Source organism: Bacillus sp. 0209A (genome assembly GCF_036765095.1).
In the GTDB taxonomy this organism is placed as follows: Bacteria; Bacillota; Bacilli; order Bacillales; family Bacillaceae; genus Bacillus; species Bacillus subtilis_G.
In genome coordinates this window covers 443965-463638 of sequence record NZ_JBAIZV010000003.1, presented here as the reverse complement: position 1 = coordinate 463638, position 19674 = coordinate 443965, and the positions used below count along the sequence as shown (strand labels likewise).

Annotated in this window: 21 protein-coding genes and 1 other annotated feature; of the genes, 17 read left to right on the top strand and 4 right to left on the bottom strand. The window is 42.4% G+C overall.

The annotated features are described in order from the left end of the window. Window positions 1-69: 69 nt before the first annotated feature. The 12 genes from V6D44_RS13130 to V6D44_RS13075 all read left to right on the top strand — a co-directional run bounded on the left by V6D44_RS13130 (window position 70) and on the right by V6D44_RS13075 (window position 12470). The gene (locus V6D44_RS13130) at window positions 70-213 is read left to right on the top strand and encodes a YqzL family protein (RefSeq protein ID WP_087990753.1); all 144 of its coding nucleotides are present in this window, start codon (window positions 70-72) and stop codon (window positions 211-213) included. A gap of 36 nt (window positions 214-249) precedes the next feature. Then, window positions 250-1017, top strand: coding sequence for a DNA repair protein RecO (recO, locus tag V6D44_RS13125; protein WP_087990752.1), 768 nt, complete (start codon window positions 250-252; stop codon window positions 1015-1017). A gap of 39 nt (window positions 1018-1056) precedes the next feature. Continuing rightward, window positions 1057-1233 (top strand) — a binding site (T-box leader). 87 nt (window positions 1234-1320) lie between these two features. Next, window positions 1321-2208 carry a glycine--tRNA ligase subunit alpha gene (glyQ, locus tag V6D44_RS13120; RefSeq protein WP_087990751.1) on the top strand — a complete coding sequence of 296 codons (888 nt, stop codon included), beginning with the start codon at window positions 1321-1323 and terminating at the stop codon, window positions 2206-2208. Then, window positions 2201-4240, top strand: coding sequence for a glycine--tRNA ligase subunit beta (glyS, locus tag V6D44_RS13115; protein ID WP_333516575.1), 2040 nt, complete (start codon window positions 2201-2203; stop codon window positions 4238-4240). The genes glyQ and glyS overlap by 8 nt, the downstream gene beginning before the upstream one ends. 133 nt (window positions 4241-4373) lie before the next feature. Beyond that, on the top strand, window positions 4374-5012 hold the full coding sequence (ccpN, locus tag V6D44_RS13110; protein WP_003237058.1) for a transcriptional regulator CcpN: 639 nt from the start codon (window positions 4374-4376) through the stop codon (window positions 5010-5012). Window positions 5013-5037: 25 nt separating this feature from the next. Beyond that, window positions 5038-5850, top strand: a complete 813-nt coding sequence (locus V6D44_RS13105) for a pyruvate, water dikinase regulatory protein (protein WP_087990749.1) — start codon at window positions 5038-5040, stop codon at window positions 5848-5850. Window positions 5851-6105: 255 nt separating this feature from the next. After that, window positions 6106-6600: a YaiI/YqxD family protein gene (locus V6D44_RS13100; protein WP_087990748.1), complete on the top strand. Its 495-nt coding sequence runs from the start codon at window positions 6106-6108 to the stop codon at window positions 6598-6600. A gap of 33 nt (window positions 6601-6633) precedes the next feature. Beyond that, a complete protein-coding gene (dnaG, locus tag V6D44_RS13095; RefSeq protein WP_253268420.1) occupies window positions 6634-8445 on the top strand; it encodes a DNA primase in 1812 nt (603 codons plus the stop codon). A 199-nt stretch (window positions 8446-8644) separates the two neighbouring features. Continuing rightward, window positions 8645-9760 carry an RNA polymerase sigma factor RpoD gene (gene rpoD, locus V6D44_RS13090; RefSeq protein ID WP_003226225.1) on the top strand — a complete coding sequence of 372 codons (1116 nt, stop codon included), beginning with the start codon at window positions 8645-8647 and terminating at the stop codon, window positions 9758-9760. A 328-nt stretch (window positions 9761-10088) separates the two neighbouring features. Next, complete coding sequence (gene cccA, locus V6D44_RS13085) at window positions 10089-10451, top strand: cytochrome c550 (protein ID WP_087990746.1); 363 nt, start codon at window positions 10089-10091, stop codon at window positions 10449-10451. Between the two features lie 254 nt (window positions 10452-10705). Then, window positions 10706-11356 (top strand): tRNA (adenine(22)-N(1))-methyltransferase TrmK, encoded by a 651-nt coding sequence (locus V6D44_RS13080; protein WP_242519863.1) that lies wholly within the window; start codon window positions 10706-10708, stop codon window positions 11354-11356. Further along, on the top strand, window positions 11349-12470 hold the full coding sequence (locus tag V6D44_RS13075; RefSeq protein ID WP_333516574.1) for a Nif3-like dinuclear metal center hexameric protein: 1122 nt from the start codon (window positions 11349-11351) through the stop codon (window positions 12468-12470). The genes V6D44_RS13080 and V6D44_RS13075 overlap by 8 nt, the downstream gene beginning before the upstream one ends. 24 nt (window positions 12471-12494) lie before the next feature. Here V6D44_RS13075 and V6D44_RS13070 read toward each other — a convergent pair whose 3' ends face one another. Together V6D44_RS13070 and vrrA are read right to left on the bottom strand one after the other, a co-directional pair. Continuing rightward, window positions 12495-13439, bottom strand: coding sequence for a 4-hydroxy-3-methylbut-2-enyl diphosphate reductase (locus V6D44_RS13070; RefSeq protein WP_087990744.1), 945 nt, complete (start codon window positions 13437-13439; stop codon window positions 12495-12497). A 122-nt stretch (window positions 13440-13561) separates the two neighbouring features. Next, window positions 13562-14284: a VrrA/YqfQ family protein gene (gene vrrA / locus V6D44_RS13065; protein ID WP_087990743.1), complete on the bottom strand. Its 723-nt coding sequence runs from the start codon at window positions 14282-14284 to the stop codon at window positions 13562-13564. A 167-nt stretch (window positions 14285-14451) separates the two neighbouring features. Here vrrA and cshB point away from each other — a divergent pair, with 167 nt between their 5' ends. Both cshB and V6D44_RS13055 read left to right on the top strand, forming a co-directional pair. Continuing rightward, the gene (gene cshB, locus V6D44_RS13060) at window positions 14452-15768 is read left to right on the top strand and encodes a DEAD-box ATP-dependent RNA helicase CshB (protein ID WP_333516572.1); all 1317 of its coding nucleotides are present in this window, start codon (window positions 14452-14454) and stop codon (window positions 15766-15768) included. Between the two features lie 9 nt (window positions 15769-15777). Beyond that, on the top strand, window positions 15778-16671 hold the full coding sequence (locus V6D44_RS13055; RefSeq protein WP_202327156.1) for a deoxyribonuclease IV: 894 nt from the start codon (window positions 15778-15780) through the stop codon (window positions 16669-16671). A gap of 25 nt (window positions 16672-16696) precedes the next feature. On the opposite strand, the gene V6D44_RS13050 is transcribed toward V6D44_RS13055, so the two are convergent. Continuing rightward, window positions 16697-16951, bottom strand: coding sequence for a DUF2624 domain-containing protein (locus tag V6D44_RS13050; protein WP_202327157.1), 255 nt, complete (start codon window positions 16949-16951; stop codon window positions 16697-16699). 115 nt (window positions 16952-17066) lie between these two features. On the opposite strand from V6D44_RS13050, the gene V6D44_RS13045 reads away from it, so the two are divergent. After that, entirely contained in the window at window positions 17067-17948 is an 882-nt protein-coding gene (locus tag V6D44_RS13045) for a YitT family protein (RefSeq protein ID WP_087990740.1), read from the top strand. Between the two features lie 132 nt (window positions 17949-18080). Then, window positions 18081-18518, top strand: coding sequence for a zinc uptake transcriptional repressor Zur (gene zur / locus V6D44_RS13040; protein WP_087990739.1), 438 nt, complete (start codon window positions 18081-18083; stop codon window positions 18516-18518). A gap of 37 nt (window positions 18519-18555) precedes the next feature. On the opposite strand, the gene V6D44_RS13035 is transcribed toward zur, so the two are convergent. After that, window positions 18556-19137: a hypothetical protein gene (locus V6D44_RS13035; RefSeq protein ID WP_087990738.1), complete on the bottom strand. Its 582-nt coding sequence runs from the start codon at window positions 19135-19137 to the stop codon at window positions 18556-18558. Between the two features lie 132 nt (window positions 19138-19269). On the opposite strand from V6D44_RS13035, the gene V6D44_RS13030 reads away from it, so the two are divergent. Then, window positions 19270-19656: a hypothetical protein gene (locus tag V6D44_RS13030; protein ID WP_087990737.1), complete on the top strand. Its 387-nt coding sequence runs from the start codon at window positions 19270-19272 to the stop codon at window positions 19654-19656. Window positions 19657-19674 lie beyond the last annotated feature (18 nt).

Genomic DNA, 19674 nt, shown 5'->3' with positions numbered 1-19674 from the left:
CAGGTCAAGATAAAGGTAAGAATTTGGAGTTTAGGTAAGCTAGTTTAACTACAGAAAGGTGGGTTTCTTGTGTTGAATTTTACCTGGAACGTATTTTCTCAAACAGGAAATGTTGATACGTATCTTCTTTTTAAAGAACTGGAAAAAGAGAACATAGAAAGACCCGAAGAACTAGAAGATGAGCTAGCCCGATTTGATTATCCAATTTTATAAACCTCTTGGCCGCTCCTGCTTTAGGAAGGTGCGGAAATGCTGACAAAATGTGAAGGAATCGTTCTTCGCACAAATGATTACGGAGAGACGAATAAAATCGTTACTTTACTGACAAGAGAACACGGAAAAGTAGGTGTTATGGCAAGAGGCGCCAAAAAAACGAACAGCCGTTTATCAGCAGTCAGCCAGCCCTTTTTGTATGGTTCATTCTTAATGCAAAAAACAACCGGCCTCGGAACACTTCAGCAGGGTGAAATGATCCTCAGCATGAGAGGCATCAGGGAAGATTTGTTTTTAACAGCATATGCTGCATATATTACCGAGTTAGTCGACAGAGGCACTGAAGAAAAAAAGCCAAACCCTTATTTGTTTGAATTTATTTTAGAATCGCTTAAACAGCTGAACGAAGGAACAGACCCGGATGTTATCATCTTTATCGTTCAAATGAAAATGCTCGGTGTCATGGGGCTGTATCCCGAGCTCAATCACTGTGTGCATTGTAAAAGCCAGGATGGGAGCTTTCATTTTTCTATCCGTGATAACGGTTTTATTTGCCACCGCTGTTTTGAAAAAGATCCTTACAGGGTTCCGATTAAACCGCAAACGGCAAGGCTGTTGAGACTGTTTTATTACTTCGATCTATCAAGGCTGGGCAATGTCTCCTTAAAACAGGAAACAAAAGCTGAATTGAAGCAAGTGATTGATTTATATTATGAAGAATACTCAGGGTTATATTTAAAATCAAAGCGCTTTTTAGATCAAATGGAGAGCATGAAACATCTTATGGGTGAAAACAAAAGTTGACATCTGGTCCATCTTTTTATATGATCATTTATTATAAAATATGTTGCAGTGAGAGAAAGAAGTACTTGCGTTTACCTCATAAAAGCGACCTTAGGGCGGTGTAAGCTAAGGGATGAGCACGCAACGAAAGGCATTCTTGAGCAATTTCAAAAAAAGAGGCTGGGATTTTGATCTCAGCAACTAGGGTGGAACCGCGGGAGAACTCTCGTCCCTATGTTTGCGGCTGGCAAGCATAGAGACGGGAGTTTTTTGGTTGCCGCCGCAGTCATCTGATAAAGGAAAAGTAAAGTGGAGGTGCTTGAAATGAATATTCAAGACATGATTCTAACCTTGCAGCAGCATTGGTCCAGTCAGGGCTGTGTGCTTATGCAGGCTTACGATGTAGAAAAAGGGGCCGGCACGATGAGCCCGTATACATTTTTGCGCAGTATCGGCCCTGAGCCGTGGAAAGTGGCTTATGTAGAGCCTTCCAGACGGCCTGCCGACGGCCGCTACGGGGAGAACCCGAACAGACTGTATCAGCATCATCAGTTTCAGGTCATTATTAAACCGTCTCCTGATAACATTCAAGAGCTGTATTTAGATTCCTTGCGCGCTCTTGGAATTGATCCGCTTGAGCATGATATTCGCTTTGTTGAAGACAACTGGGAGAACCCGTCTTTAGGCTGCGCGGGTCTTGGCTGGGAAGTATGGCTTGACGGAATGGAAATTACACAATTTACGTATTTCCAGCAGGTCGGAGGACTAGAGTGTAAACCAGTTTCTGTAGAGATTACGTACGGAATTGAGCGTCTCGCGTCTTATATCCAGGATAAAGAGAATGTGTTCGACTTGGAATGGACGTCAGGGTTCACAGTAAAAGATTTATTCATGATGGCGGAATACGAGCATTCCGTTTATACGTTTGAAACGTCAGACGTCGATATGCTGTTCCAATTGTTCAGCACGTATGAAAAAGAAGCGATCAAACAAATGGATAACGGGCTTGTTCATCCAGCATATGACTATGTGCTAAAATGCTCGCACACCTTCAACCTGCTTGACGCCAAAGGTGCGATCTCAGTTACCGAGCGGACAGGCTATATCGCAAGAGTGCGGAATTTAGCGAGAAAAGTAGCAAAAACCTATTATGAGGAACGAGAAAAACTAGGGTTCCCAATGCTTAAAGGGGAGGGTGCTTCTCATGAGTAAACAGGATTTATTTTTAGAGATTGGATTAGAGGAAATGCCGGCGCGCTTTTTAAATGACAGCATGGTTCAGCTCGGAGAGAAGCTGACAGGCTGGCTAAAAGAAAAAAATATCACTCACGGTGAAGTGAAGCTCTTCAATACACCTAGACGTCTAGCTGTATTCGTAAAGGATGTAGCAGAAAAGCAGGATGATATAAAAGAAGAAGCAAAAGGGCCAGCGAAAAAAATTGCTCTTGATGCAGACGGGAACTGGACAAAAGCGGCAATCGGCTTTTCAAAAGGCCAAGGCGCAGACGTGAAAGATCTGTACATCAAAGAAGTAAAAGGCACAGAGTATGTATTTGTGCAAAAATTCCAAGCCGGACAAGAAACGAAGTCGCTTCTGCCGGAACTGAGCGGTTTGGTTACGAGCTTGCACTTCCCGAAAAACATGCGTTGGGGAAATGAAGATTTGCGTTATATCCGGCCAATCAAATGGATTGCCGCTTTATTTGGACAGGATGTCATTCCATTTTCGATCACAAACGTTGAGTCTGGCCGGACAACACAGGGACACCGTTTCCTCGGACATGAAGTGTCAATTGAATCACCTTCTTCCTATGAAGAGCAGCTGAAAGAACAGCATGTCATCGCTGACCCTAACATCCGGAAACATATGATTCAATCTCAGCTGGAAGCGATGGCCGCAGAAAACAATTGGAACATTCCAGTAGACGAAGACCTTCTTGATGAAGTGAATCATTTAGTAGAATACCCGACAGCTCTTTACGGTTCATTTGAATCTGAGTTTCTGACAATTCCTGAGGAAGTGCTTGTCACGACAATGAAAGAGCATCAGCGCTACTTCCCTGTCAAAGACAAAAACGGTGATTTGCTGCCTCACTTTATCACAGTCCGAAATGGAAACAGCCACGCGATCGAAAATGTAGCCCGTGGCAATGAAAAAGTGCTGCGCGCGCGTTTATCTGATGCTTCATTCTTCTACAAGGAAGATCAGAAATTAAACATTGATGCAAATGTGAAGAAGCTTGAGAACATTGTTTTCCATGAAGAGCTTGGTTCTCTTGCTGATAAGGTCAGAAGAGTCACTGCAATCGCAGAGAAGCTTGCCGTCCGTCTTCAGGCTGATGAAGATACATTAAAACATGTGAAGCGGGCTGCTGAAATTTCTAAATTCGATCTTGTCACACATATGATATACGAATTCCCTGAGCTTCAAGGAATTATGGGTGAAAAGTATGCGAAAATGCTTGGAGAAGATGAAGCTGTGGCTGCGGCAGTAAACGAACACTATATGCCTAGATCAGCAGGCGGAGAAACGCCTTCTACTTTCACCGGAGCTGTTGTAGCAATGGCGGATAAGCTGGATACAATCGCTTCATTCTTCTCTATCGGCGTAATTCCGACTGGTTCACAGGATCCTTACGGCCTGCGCCGCCAAGCGAGCGGTATTGTTGCGATTCTTCTTGACCGCAACTGGGGAATTTCGTTTGAAGAGCTGCTTACTTTCGTACAAACGGAAAAAGAAAATGAACTGCTGGATTTCTTCACTCAGCGTCTGAAATATGTCTTGAATGCTGAACAAATCAGACACGATGTCATCGACGCCGTGCTGGAAAGCTCTAAGCTTGAGCCGTACTCAGCGCTGCATAAAGCACAAGTGCTGGAACAAAAGCTTGGTGCACCAGGCTTTAAGGAAACAGCGGAAGCATTAGGCCGAGTCATCTCTATCAGCAAAAAAGGAGTCCGCGGAGACATTCAGCCTGATCTGTTTGAAAATGAATACGAAGCAAACCTGTTTGATGCCTACCAAACAGCGAAGCAAAACCTGCAGGAAAACTTCAGCAAAAAAGATTACGAGGCGGCGCTTGCTTCACTTGCAGCCTTAAAAGAACCAATCGATGCTTACTTCGACCATACAATGGTTATAGCACATAACGAGACATTAAAGGCAAACCGTTTAGCGCAAATGATAAGCTTGGCGGATGAGATCAAGTCCTTTGCGAATATGAATGCCCTTATTGTAAAATAAAGATAGAAAAGGCGGTTGCTGTGTGATCGGTAATCGTCTTTTCCCCATTTATAAGTTTTTTTGTTTGATTACAAGATATTTACGATATAATATGGATTATTATTTCTTTACATAGATATGAAGTGAAAAGGTGGTGAGTACGATCGAACTAAATAAACGGCAAGAACATATTTTGCAGATTGTAAAAGAAAACGGGCCGATTACAGGGGAGCATATTGCAGAAAAGCTGAACCTAACCAGGGCAACATTGCGTCCGGATTTAGCCATACTCACCATGTCAGGATTCCTCGAGGCGCGCCCGAGAGTCGGTTATTTCTACACAGGGAAAACCGGCACCCAGCTTTTGGCAGATAAACTCAAAAAGCTTCAGGTGAAAGACTTTCAATCTATCCCCGTTGTGATTCACGAAAACGTTTCTGTGTACGATGCGATTTGCACCATGTTTTTAGAAGATGTAGGTACTCTGTTTGTGGTGGACCGCGATGCTGTTTTAGTCGGTGTGCTTTCACGAAAAGACTTGCTGAGAGCGAGCATTGGCCAGCAGGAGCTTACATCTGTCCCTGTTCATATCATCATGACAAGGATGCCGAACATTACGGTTTGCAGACGCGAGGATTATGTGATGGACATTGCAAAGCACTTGATAGAAAAACAAATTGATGCACTGCCTGTTATCAAAGATACCGATAAAGGCTTTGAAGTGATCGGCAGAGTGACAAAAACGAATATGACAAAAATACTTGTCAGTTTATCAGAAAATGAAATCCTATAACATCGCAAACTAACGGGGGGATAATATGAATAACCGCATCATCTATGTCGTATCAGATTCTGTCGGTGAAACGGCTGAATTGGTAGTAAAAGCAGCACTCAGCCAATTTAACGGGTCAGCGGACGATACACATGTCAGAAGAATTCCTTATGTTGAAGATATAGGCACGATCAATGAAGTGATTTCACTCGCCACGGCAGACGGCGGCATTATTTGTTTTACACTCGTGGTGCCGGAAATAAGAGAATATTTGATTGCAGAAGCGGAAAAAGCAAATGTTTTATATTATGATATTATCGGCCCGTTAATTGATAAAATGGAAACGGCCTACGGTTTAACAGCGAAATACGAACCAGGGCGGGTGCGCCAGCTTGATGAAGACTATTTCAAAAAAGTGGAGGCCATCGAGTTTGCAGTTAAATACGATGATGGACGGGATCCAAGAGGGATTTTAAAAGCAGATATCATTTTGATCGGCGTATCGAGAACGTCTAAAACACCGCTGTCTCAATATCTCGCCCACAAGCGCCTGAAGGTTGCCAATGTTCCGATTGTTCCTGAGGTTGACCCGCCGGAAGAACTCTTTAACGTCGATCCGAAAAAATGCATCGGTTTAAAGATCAGCCCGGATAAACTGAATCATATCAGAAAAGAACGGTTAAAATCACTCGGACTTAATGACAAAGCGATCTATGCAAATATCAACAGAATCAAAGAGGAACTGGAATATTTCGAAAAGATTGTGGACCGGATCGGATGCCAGGTTGTGGATGTTTCAAATAAAGCGGTTGAAGAAACAGCGAATATTATTCATCATCTCAAAACAAAAAACATGTAACTCAGGACGCTCTATCCTGGGTTTTTGGCTATGCCAAAAGGGAATAATGAAAAACAATAGCATCTTTGGGAAGTTTGTATTATAATAAAAAATTGTGATAAAATGATTAATTTTAGGTTTAAGGTTCGTGTGATACGAATAAACTATTATGGGTAAGATGTCAAGAATTTCTCCCGGAAATTTTTCGACAAATTCATATACATCCGCAATGATCTAAAGGATGTGCGATTTTGCTTGCTTTTATGCAGGAGTTTAATGGAGGGATGGAGAATTACTCTTCTTAATGAACAAGAAAAGACGATTTTTGTCGATGCTGACGCTTGTCCGGTAAAAGATGAAATTTTACAAACAGCATCCGATTATGACGTTCAAGTTCTTTTTGTCGCTTCATTTGAACATTATCAGCTTTCCAGAAGCAAGGAAGAAATATGGAAATATGTTGATCCTCATAAAGAAGCTGCTGATTTATATATCGCAAATCACGTGAAAACGGGAGATATTGTTGTGACGCAGGACATCGGATTAGCATCCCTGCTACTGAACAGAAATGTCTCAGTTATGTCGGAAAGAGGGCGTCTTTACAAAGAAGATACGATTGATTTTGCTCTTGAGAGCCGTCATTTTTCCGGTAAACAAAGAAAAAAAGGCATATACGCCAAAGGGCCTAAAAAATTAAATAAAGAAGATCGAGAACGATTTATTACACTGCTGCAAAAAATCCTGTCGAACGATGAAGGGATTTTGCACTAAAGCATCGAATAATGTACGACGGAGTGTTATAAGATGGGAAATCGGATACCAGATGAAATTGTGGATCAGGTGCAAAAGTCGGCAGATATCGTTGAAGTCATAGGTGATTATGTTCAATTAAAGAAGCAAGGCCGAAACTACTTTGGACTCTGTCCTTTTCATGGAGAAAGCACACCTTCGTTTTCCGTATCGCCCGACAAACAGATTTTTCATTGCTTTGGCTGCGGAGCGGGCGGCAATGTTTTCTCTTTTTTAAGGCAGATGGAAGGTTATTCTTTTGCTGAGGCGGTTTCTCACCTTGCTGACAAATACCAAATTGATTTTCCAGATGATATAACAGTTCATTCGGGAGCCCGGCCAGAATCTTCTGGAGAACAAAAAATGGCAGAGGTTCATGAACTCTTGAAGAAATTTTACCATCATTTGTTAATAAATACAAAAGAAGGTCAAGAGGCACTGGATTATCTGCTTTCAAGGGGCTTTACGAAAGAGCTGATTGATGAATTTCAGATCGGCTATGCTCTTGATTCCTGGGACTTCATCACGAAGTTTCTCGTAAAGAGGGGCTATAGTGAGGCGGAAATGGAAAGAGCGGGTCTTCTGATCAGACGTGAAGACGGGAGCGGATATTTTGACCGTTTCAGAAACCGCGTCATGTTTCCGATCCATGATCATCACGGGGCTGTTGTTGCTTTCTCAGGTAGGGCTCTTGGCAGCCAGCAGCCTAAGTATATGAACAGTCCTGAAACACCGCTCTTTCATAAAAGTAAACTGCTTTACAATTTTTATAAGGCCCGCCTTCATATCAGAAAGCAGGAAAGAGCGGTCTTATTTGAGGGATTTGCCGATGTCATATCGGCCGTAAACTCGGGTGTAAAAGAGAGTATAGCCACGATGGGAACGTCTCTGACAGATGATCATGTCAAGATCCTGAGAAGAAATGTCGAAGAAATCATTCTTTGCTACGACTCTGATAAAGCCGGATATGAAGCCACCTTAAAAGCTTCTGAGCTTCTCCAAAGTAAAGGCTGCAAAGTCAGAGTTGCAATGATTCCTGACGGATTGGACCCTGACGATTACATCAAAAAGTTCGGCGGGGAAAAATTTAAAAACGACATTATCGATGCCAGTGTCACCGTGATGGCGTTCAAAATGCAATATTTCCGAAAAGGAAAGAACCTGTCCGATGAAGGTGATCGCCTGACTTACATTAAAGCTGTACTGAAAGAAATCAGCACGCTTAAAGGATCGCTTGAGCAGGAAGTCTATGTAAAACAGCTTGCTTCAGAGTTTTCGCTTTCACAGGAGTCTTTAACCGAGCAGCTGACTGTTTTCAGCAAGCAAAGTAAACCTGTTGACAATGGCGGTGAAACGAAAACACGGCGTGCGCATCTGACGACAAAGGCAAGGCAAAAACGTCTGCGTCCGGCGTATGAAAATGCAGAAAGGCTGTTACTCGCCCACATGCTTCGAGATCGGAGCGTCATTAAAAAAGTGATTGACCGGGTAGGCTTTCAATTTAATATTGATGAGCACCGCGCATTAGCCGCCTATCTTTACGCTTTTTATGAGGAGGGGGCCGAGCTTACGCCTCAGCATCTGATGGCCAGGGTGACGGATGATCATATAAGCCAGCTCTTGTCTGATATTTTAATGCTTCAGATTAATCAAGAACTCAGTGAAGCCGAGTTATCAGATTATGTAAAAAAAGTGTTGAATCACAGAAATTGGTCAATGATAAAAGAAAAAGAGACGGAAAGAGCCGAAGCCGAAAGGCAAAAAGATTTTTTAAGAGCTGCTTCTCTTGCTCAAGAAATCGTTACATTGAACCGATCTTTAAAATAACTGGAAAAACTGGTGAGAAGCGTTTATTGGCAATGATTCCTTGCGGAGGAGCAAATAGATCGCTTGACCTCATCATGAATTGTCATTTCATTATTCGCACATTATTAAAGGCAGCTCACATAGAAAACGCCTGAATGGACCGAATAAGAATCATACCGCTTATAGAATTCGTTGCAAGCTTTGGAAGGAGGGATCCATAATGGCTGATAAACAAACCCACGAGACAGAATTAACATTCGATCAAGTAAAAGAGCAATTAACAGAGTCTGGTAAAAAACGTGGCGTTTTGACATATGAAGAAATTGCCGAGCGTATGTCCAGCTTTGAAATTGAATCAGACCAAATGGATGAGTATTATGAATTTTTAGGTGAACAAGGTGTTGAATTAATTAGTGAGAATGAAGAAACAGAAGATCCTAATATTCAGCAGCTTGCCAAAGCCGAAGAAGAATTTGACCTTAATGACCTAAGTGTACCGCCGGGTGTCAAAATCAATGACCCAGTTCGGATGTATCTAAAGGAAATCGGCCGGGTTAACCTTCTATCTGCAAAAGAAGAAATCGCCTACGCTCAAAAGATTGAAGAAGGTGATGAAGAATCTAAACGCAGATTGGCTGAAGCGAACCTGCGGCTTGTTGTCAGTATCGCAAAACGGTATGTCGGACGCGGAATGCTGTTCCTTGACCTGATTCAAGAAGGTAACATGGGTCTGATGAAAGCCGTTGAAAAATTTGATTACCGCAAAGGTTATAAATTCAGTACGTATGCTACGTGGTGGATCAGACAGGCGATTACTCGCGCCATTGCCGATCAGGCGAGAACGATCCGGATTCCCGTTCATATGGTTGAAACCATTAATAAATTGATCCGTGTGCAGCGTCAATTACTGCAAGATTTAGGCAGAGAACCGACACCTGAAGAAATTGCGGAAGATATGGATTTAACACCTGAAAAAGTACGCGAAATCTTAAAGATCGCACAAGAGCCGGTATCGCTGGAAACACCGATCGGTGAAGAGGATGACTCGCATCTTGGTGATTTTATTGAAGACCAAGAAGCAACTTCACCTTCAGACCATGCCGCATATGAGCTGTTGAAAGAGCAGCTGGAAGATGTACTTGATACGTTAACTGATCGTGAAGAAAATGTATTGCGTCTTCGATTTGGTCTTGATGACGGCCGCACAAGAACACTAGAAGAGGTCGGCAAGGTATTTGGAGTAACGAGAGAGCGTATTCGACAAATCGAAGCTAAAGCGTTGCGGAAACTTAGACATCCTAGCAGAAGTAAACGTTTGAAAGATTTCCTGGAATAAGATGGAACGGGTCTTGTAGATCCGTTCTTCTTTTTTATCAAAAAGATATATGGATAATATGCCTTTATTTTACTGAAAAATGGTGTCATTTGCAAATGAACATTGTGGTGAAAAAATTCAAATATGAATCCATATTTTCTATTGTAAGCGTATACAATACATTATACAATAGAATAAAATAGATATCGGAGAAATAGGCATGTTTCAATTCAATTTTGTATAAAGTGTGAATAAAAAACTTTTGTATAGCAATCCATTTACTTTTTGTAAAATTAAGTTAGAATTAGAAGTGTTTACATAGGGGAAGGATCAAAAAGGGGGAAGGGAAATGAAATGGAATCCGCTTATTCCATTTTTACTGATCGCTGTTTTAGGTATTGGTCTGACTTTCTTTTTAGCAGTAAAGGGGCTTGATGATTCTCGAGAGATTGCAAGCGGCGGAGAAAGCAAATCTGCTGAAAAAGAAGATGCAAACGCTTCACCTGAGGATATTTACAAGGCAAACTGTATCGCGTGCCATGGTGAAAATTATGAAGGTGTTTCAGGTCCGAGCTTAAAAGGTGTAGGCGATAAGAAAGATGTCGCTGACATTAAAACCAAGATCGAAAAAGGCGGTAATGGAATGCCTTCTGGTCTTGTTCCGCCCGATAAGCTGGATGATATGGCAGAGTGGGTGTCAAAAATTAAATAAAAGATCTATCTTTCTCCTTATACGTTCTCAGGCCGCCGAGATATTCTCGACAGCCTTTTATTTTTATCTGCCGTGTGCAGAGCCGTCTCAAAAGAAAACACTGAAAATCATTCACTCAGCTTGGATTCCGGGCTGATTTTTTATATGATAGAAAAGGAAAAAATGATTGAGAAAAGTTGTGATGACAAGTGAACGAATTAAAATTATCGAAACGATTGCAAACAGTAGCGGAGTACATACCGAATGGAGCGGTGATGGCCGATATCGGATCTGACCACGCTTACCTTCCTTGTTATGCGGTGCTGAATCATAAAGCCAGCGGGGCAATTGTCGGAGAAATAACAGACGGCCCGTTTTTGTCCGCCAAGCGGCAGGTTGAAAAATCAGGCTTAGCCCCGCACATTTCTGTAAGGCAGGGAGACGGCCTGGAAGTCATTAAAAAAGGTGAAGCCGATGCCATTACGATTGCGGGAATGGGCGGATCTTTGATCGCGCACATTTTAGAAGCGGGTAAAGACAAATTAACAGGGAAGGAACGGCTTATTTTACAGCCGAATATTCATGCTGTTCATATCAGGGAGTGGCTTTATAAAGAAGGATATGCGCTGATAGATGAGGTGATCCTTGAAGAGGACGGAAAGTGCTATGAGGTGCTTGTCGCCGAAGCGGGAGACAGAGATTCGGCTTATGCCGGTATTTCCTTATCAGCCGGAATGCTCGTCGGCCCTTTCTTGGCAAAAGAAAAGAATCCTGTATTTTTGAAAAAATGGACACAAGAGTTTCAGCATACAGAAAGCATTTATAAACAGATCAGCCGAGCTTCAAGTACAGAACAAAACAAACAAAAATTAAAGGAGCTCTCCGATCGGATGGAGTTGCTAAAGGAGGTTATCGATCGTGACTAAAACTGTAAATGGGCAGCAGATCATCCAGCTGTTTGAACAATTTTCTCCGAAAGCCTATGCGGTCGAAGGCGATAAAATCGGCTTGCAAATCGGCACCTTAAAAAAACCGATTAAAAATGTAATGGTTACGCTTGATGTGTTGGAGAGCGTTATCGATGAAGCCATTGAAAAAGAGGTTGATTTGGTTATCGCACACCATCCTCCTATTTTCAGGCCCCTAAAGCATATTTCAACAGATCAGCCAGCCGGAAGGTTAATTGAAAAGTGTATGAAGCATGATATCGCTGTTTATGCAGCTCATACAAATTTAGACGTTGCGGACGGCGGTGTGAATGATTTGCTTGCTGAAGCATTAGAGCTGAGTGAGACGGAGGTGCTGGCGCCTACTTATACTGATCCTCTTAAAAAGCTGGCCGTATACGTGCCGAAGGAATATGAAGAGCAGGTCAGAGCGGCGCTCGGAAATGCGGGAGCCGGCCATATCGGCGAATACAGCCATTGTGCGTTTTCGTCTGAAGGAATCGGCAGCTTTAAGCCATTGGACGGCGCTAAGCCTTTTATCGGTGAAGTGGGAGAGCTTGAGCTTGTTCATGAAGTTAGGCTGGAGACTGTGTTTCCTAAAAGCATTGAAAAAGCTGTTATAAATGCAATGATCAAAAGCCATCCATATGAAGAAGTAGCTTACGATATCTATCCTGTCGAGCAGTCTCTAGCTGAAAAAGGGCTTGGACGTGTCGGAACACTTAAAAATGAGATGACGCTCAAGGAATTCGCTTTATTTGTGAAAGACAAGCTTGAAGTCAATGGTGTCAGAATGGTGGGTGAAGCTGACAGCATGGTGAAGAAGGTGGCTGTTCTTGGCGGGGATGGCAACAAGTATATTCATCATGCGAAACGAAAGGGCGCCGATGTTTACGTTACAGGAGATTTATACTTCCATGTGGCCCATGATGCGATGATGCTTGGCCTGAATGTTGTTGATCCGGGCCATTACGCGGAAAAAATTATGAAAGAAGGCGTCACGAGAAAACTAACATCCATGTGCAATGATAAAAAACTGGATGTGAATATCTTTGTTTCTGAAACAGATACAAATCCATTTGCATTTCTATAAAAAAAACTGAGGCTTTTTACAGCCTCAGTTTTTTGCTTTTACTTTTGGGAGTATTTTTTTGAGCGGTACACTGTGTTCAGTTGTCCAAGTTGATGGATCTTCATGATCAAACTGCTCCAAAAAGCGAATGACTTCTTTTGTGATCGGCGTTGGTGTTGAAGCTCCCGCAGTAACAGCGACGGTATTAACGCCTTTCAGCCATTCGAGCTTTAATTCGCTTAGGTCGCCGATTCGGTATGCTTTAGTGCCTGCTATTTCCTCCGACACTTGAGCGAGCCTATTTGAATTGTTGCTCTTCGGGTCGCCTACAACGATTGTTAGATCCGCTTTTTTCGCCTGTTCTGATACAGCTTCCTGCCGTACCTGAGTAGCGAGGCAAATCTCTTGGTGATATTCGACATGAGGATATTTCTCTTGTACAAGCTCCATAATGTCGTGAACATCCCATTGAGACATCGTTGTTTGATTGGTCACGATTAATTTCTCTGCTTGGATATCGAGATTTTTCACATCTTCTTCTGTTTCAACTAAGTGAACGATCTCAGGGGCTACGCCAACGGCTCCTTCAGGCTCTGGATGCCCTTTTTTGCCGATGTAGATTACGTGATATCCTTTTTCTTTCATCTCTAGAATTAAATTATGAGTTTTCGTCACATCCGGACATGTAGCATCAATTGCGACTAATCCTCTTTCGTCGGCGATTTTTCTGACCTCGGGAGAAACACCATGCGCAGTAAAAATCACAGTTCCTTTGTCAACCTGCTTCAGGATATCCAGACGATTAGCGCCGTCTAAAGTAAAGATTCCTTCCTCTTCAAACGCATCAGTGACGTGTTTATTATGAACAATCATCCCGAGTATATAGATGGGTCTTGGCAAGCTCTTATCAAGTGACGCGTTCTTGGCAATAACCATAGCATCAACAACGCCATAGCAATAGCCGCGCGGCGATATTTTAATTACGTCCATTTTCGGTTGTCCTCCAATACTGAAGTGAGTAAAGGCAATATAAAAAGCCGTAATCAAACGGCTCTATTCTTGCATTCTTCTGATCTCATTATAGCCAATCTCACTTCAGATATCAAAGAATGTTAAATATATAATCTCGGCTTTGAACTGCCTGATGTTCTTTTTGAAGAAGGAGAGGCGGCTTCATTTTTCTTCGGGGCAGATGTTTTTGATGTGTGTTCTTCTCCGTCAGGTTTTTTTGATTTCTTGGGGAGAGAAGAACTTTTTGGTTTTGATTTTTTGTTTCCGCCTGAGGTCTTTACTTCAGCCTCGTTCTCTGTTTCTGGGGTTTCTTCCGAATCTGTTTGTTTTTCATTTTCCTCATTGCTCTCTGTATCATCACTTTTACTTAATTGGCTGTACAGCTTCATCATTGCTGGCAGGTTGCGGACTAACGGGCCGTACTGCTGGATCATGGGAGTGACTTGCTGCGCCATGCCGAGCACTTTTTGCACATTCCCGAGCATACTGGATAAAGATGCAGGATTGGCGATATTTTGAATCCCTTGGAGACTTGAGCCTCCGCTCGCTGCGGCGCCAGCTCCAGGAACTCCGGCGCCGCCAGCGCCTCCTCCTCCGGGTAAGAACCTTGACAGCATTCCTTTTATGCCTCCGCCCGCACCATTTCTCGCCCCGGCATTTGCCTGAGGAAGAAATTGTCCGGATTGCTGAAAACCTTGCTGCTGCGGTCCAAATGAAGGTCTTCGCATATTAGGCGGTCTTCTTCCCATCATTTGCTGATTTGGCATGGGGCGGGGCGGTCCGGGCTGCGGGTAATTTCTCATCGGCTGCTGTGGTGAAAACATACTTGTACCTCCTTTCAGCTCTCTCTGCTATTAGAATATGCATGTGCTTCGGATTTGCTTTACATAACCGAATAAAACAAAAGCCTTGCAAACGTGGTGTTTTTAAGCAAGATCGGGTATAATGTAATGATGGATACATAATGTGCCGCTTTAAGGAGCTGGGAAAAATGAAAGAAACTAAATTTGAAGTATATGAATTGAAACCGTTTATTATAGATGCAGTACACCGCCTTGGTTTTTACGAACCGACTGATATTCAGAAAAGGCTGATTCCTGCAGTGTTAAAAAAAGAAAGCGTCATCGGCCAGTCACAGACGGGAACCGGAAAGACTCACGCTTATTTACTGCCATTATTAAACAAAATCGATCCTGCTAAGGATGTCGTTCAGGCTGTCATTACGGCTCCGACAAGAGAGCTTGCCAACCAGATTCATCAGGAAGCACTTAAAATCACCGAGGGTGAAGAAGGCAGTCAGATTCGCTCGAAATGTTTTATCGGAGGCACAGATAAACAAAAATCGATTGATAAACTGAAGACACAGCCGCATCTTGTCGTCGGTACGCCCGGTCGGATTGCCGATTTAATCAAAGAACAGGCGTTAAGTGTTCATAAAGCGGAATCCCTTGTTATTGATGAAGCCGATTTAATGCTGGACATGGGATTCATTGCGGATGTAGATTACATTGGTTCCCGCATGCCTGAGGATCTGCAGATGCTTGTGTTCTCAGCGACCATTCCGGAAAAGCTGAAACCATTTTTGAAGAAATATATGGAAAATCCAAAATACGCCCACGTGGAGCCAAAACAGGTGACTGCTGCGAAAATCGAGCATGTTCTCATTCCTTCGAAACATCGTGACAAGGACAAGCTCCTTTTTGACATCATGTCTCATCTGAATCCATACTTGGGCATTGTGTTTGCCAATACGAAAAACGCTGCTGATCATATCGCTCAATATCTGACTGGCAAGGGCATGAAAATCGGGCTGCTGCACGGCGGATTAACGCCTCGAGAGCGGAAAAAAGTCATGAAGCAGATTAATGATTTGGAATTCACTTATGTCATTGCAACTGACCTTGCCGCACGAGGCATTGATATTAAAGGTGTCAGCCATGTGATCAACTATGAGCTGCCGGATGATCTCGATTTCTATGTTCACCGTGTGGGCAGAACAGCTCGCGCCGGCTCATCAGGACAAGCGATGACCATTTACGAGCTTTCTGATGAGGATGCATTAGCCAGACTTGAGAAAATGGGCATCGAGTTTGATTACTTAGAGCTTGAAAAGGGCGAGTGGAAAAAAGGCGATGACCGCCAGCGCCGCAAAAAACGCAAAAAAACGCAGAATGAAGCGGATGAAATAGCGCATCGTCTCGTGAAAAAGCCGAAGAAGGTTAAGCCTGGATATAAAAAGAAAATGAGCTACGAGATGGAGAAAATCAAGAAAAAACAGAGAAGAAACCAATCTAAGAAAAGAAAGTAGGGGAACCTGTTGTTGAGAATAGGCTCACACGTCTCTATGAGCGGGAAACATATGCTTCTGGCTGCAAGCCAGGAAGCAGCCTCTTATGGGGCGAACACGTTTATGATCTATACAGGCGCACCGCAAAATACGCGCCGGAAGAAAATTGAAGATTTAAATATAGAAGCTGGCCGGACACACATGCAAGAAAACGGCATTGACGAGATTATCGTACATGCGCCTTATATTATTAATATTGGCAACACGACAAACCCGTCCACTTTTGAGCTGGGTGTCGACTTTCTTCGTTCTGAAATTGAACGGACAGCGGCCATCGGAGCGAAGCAGATTGTGCTTCATCCGGGCGCTCACGTAGGAGCGGGAGCTGAAGCAGGCATCAAAAAAATTATTGAAGGCTTAAATGAAGTAATTGATCCGAATCAAAATGTCCAGATTGCATTAGAAACAATGGCAGGAAAAGGATCAGAGTGCGGCAGAAGCTTTGAGGAGCTTGCACAGATTATTGATGGCGTTACACACAATGAGCTTTTGTCAGTATGCTTTGACACGTGCCATACACATGATGCCGGATATCAGATTGTCGAAGACTTTGACGGAGTGCTGAATGAGTTCGATAAAATCGTTGGCATTGACCGTATTAAAGTGCTCCATATTAATGACAGCAAAAATGTCAAAGGCGCAAGAAAAGACCGACATGAAAACATCGGCTTTGGTGAAATCGGATTTGACGCACTGCAATATGTTGTTCATCATGACCAGTTAAAAGACATCCCAAAAATCCTTGAAACACCGTATGTCGGTGAAGATAAAAAGAATAAAAAACCGCCATACCGCTTTGAGATTGACATGCTGAAAGAAAAACAATTTGATGACACATTGCTCGAAAAGATTTTACAGCAATAAAAAATGGGGGGCTATCCCCCATTTTTTAGCTTGTGAATTGTTTGAATAGTTCATTAACGGTTTGCGCTGTTTCTTTTGATGTAATTGCCTCTACTTGTTTCAGCAGCCGCATTCGTTCATTTTCATTAAAGATGTTCACATTTTTCCCGTATAACAGGTTTGCTACTTCAATGGCCTGCGGTCTTGTTAGGTTGATTCCGTATTGTTTTGAGTACTTCAGCAAATCGTCAGCAGTAGCCTGATTAAGTCGCTGCAAAATAATTCTTTGAAATAAAATCATCGACCATTCCACCTCCAAACTTAATGTATGGGCAAATCATCAAAATGTGTCAGTGTTTAATGGTAAAATAGATTTATAATATATTTAAAATAGTTATTGCAGGAGAGGAGATTTTATGACCCCAACAAAACAGCATAAAAGAGAAACATTTTTCCACTTTATGTTCAGGGTCTTCATGATTCTGGCAGGAGCTGCATCTGCGGCTGTTAGTATCGAATTATTTTTAATCCCCAATCATTTTATTGATGGCGGAATCATCGGTGTATCACTTATTTTAGACCATCTCTTCATGTCAACTCCCGTTTTGAATTTCGCTATATTTGTTGTCATTTTAAACATTCCTTTTATGATCTTCGGTTATAAATATATTGGTAAGACCTTCCTTGTCTCTACGATGATTGGGATTGTCGGGCTTGCCGTTATTGAATCCTCGCTTCACCATGTAGAAGCCATTACAACCCAACCTATTTTGGCGACTGTTTTCGGCGGTCTTTTACTCGGCTTTGGCGTCGGGCTCGTTATTCGAAACGGAGGTTCAATGGATGGTACGGAAATTCTTGGGATTTTACTGACGAAAAAGCTGCCGTTTTCAGTAGGTGAGTTCGTTATGCTCATCAATGTATTCATTTTCATTTGGGCTGGTTTTGTGTTCGGTCCTGAGCAAGCAATGTACTCTTTCATGACTTATTATATTGCAATGAAAACCATTGATGCCGTGATCCAAGGGCTTGATGAAACAAAAGCTGTCATTATTGTGTCAGATCAGTATGATGAGATTTCCGACGCGATTTTGCACCGTCTTGGTCGAGGAACAACCAAGCTGAAGGGGAAAGGCGGATATACTGACGAAGAAAAGGACGTGATTTACGCAGTTGTCACTAGACTGGAAGTGACAAAGCTTAAAACGATCGTGTTTGAAGTTGATCATAACGCTTTCATTACCATTATGAATACCCATGAAACGAGAGGCGGGAAATTCAAAAACGCAATCCATTAGGCTTTCATTTACTTTTATTCATTTTATGGGTATAATTTTATCTGCGGTAAAGAAAATGGCTTGCTGGTCAGACAGCTGCCATTTTCTTTTTCATACATGTGTTCTTAAGCAAAGTGAAAAGGGGGACCCTTCATGAACGTACAAGAAGCGTTGAACCTACTGAAAGAAAATGGGTATAAATATACAAATAAACGGGAAGATATGCTGCAGCTTTTTGCTGATTCAGACAGGTATCTTACCGCTAAAAACGTACTGTCTGCATTAAATGATGATTATCCCGGCTTAAGCTTTGATACAATCTACAGAAACCTTTCTTTGTATGAAGAACTAGGTATTTTGGAAACAACTGAGCTGTCCGGTGAAAAGCTCTTCCGATTTAAGTGTTCGTTTACTCATCATCACCATCACTTTATTTGTCTTGCCTGCGGCAAAACAAAGGAAATTGAGTCATGTCCGATGGACAAGCTTTATGATGATTTAGATGGCTATGAGGTCAGCGGGCATAAATTTGAGATTTACGGCACATGCCCTGATTGTACAGCGGAAAATCAAGAAAACACGACTGCGTAATTGTATATATGAGAAAAAGGAGCCCTGGGCTCCTTTTTCAGTTATTGACACGTATCAAATGATGTTTGTTTTTGTTCATCCATTGAACAGCTTCCAGCCAGTTGCTGACTCTGATGATGTTCGAATCAATTGGAAGCTGGTTATAGGGGGAATTGAATAAAATCACCGGTATATCGGCTTCTTTCGCAATCATCATTGCGTTTCCGTGATGATCCTCGAAAAACAAGTCGATGTTATGATTTTTGACTGCCTCAACTTTATGATGGCCGCCAACGAGTTCGATATGGTCGAAATGAATGTTTTGTCTGTCAAACCATTCATAGGTAATATCAGTTAAATGAGTTCGCCTCGCTGTAATATAAATAAGCTTGTGCTCCTCTTTGAGGAGGTCAAGTGACTGTTTTGCGTGCTGCGCAAGCATTGCTTCCTTATATATGATCGCTTCATTTTGATTCATCCAATCCCAAAATTCTTCCTGCGTAATGTTTAACAGCTTTGTCAAATCATAATCCGTCATATCTTCTAATGAAATGGAAAGATTAAACGAGCGGTTCAAATAAGGGACGAATGTATCCTGAGCCGTGATTGTGCCGTCAATATCTATTCCTAAGCGTAACATGCCCACACTCCTTCAGTTTCATCCTTTCAAGTGTAACATAAACAATTAACATTACCAGAAAAGTTTAGCAAACATGAAACGGGTAAAATGGTTCAAACTATAAAAGCTCCTTTAATAAAACAGAAGGGGGAATTGAAGGTGGCAGATTACGAAAAACGTGACAACAACAGCTACTATGTTGACCATGGTTCTGAAGGAACAAATATTACCCGCGACAATGATGGTTTTTTTGAGGAAACGGCTGCAGAAATCGCAGAGCCTTACCGTGCTGCTGATCGCAACAATGATCGAGACAATGACCGCAGCGGCGGCAATGTCAATGAAGGACGGGGAATGGGATATATTGCGTTAGCCTTGTCCATTATTTCATTGTTTGTACTGCCTGTTTTATTGGGAGCTGCCGGTATTATTGTCGGCTATATCGCAAGAAGAAGAGGTGCTCAGGGCTTGGGAGCTTGGGCGATGGGTATCGGTGTCGTTTCATTAGTGCTTGGAATATTTATTATTCCGTTTTTTTAACATAAAAAGCTTGACGGG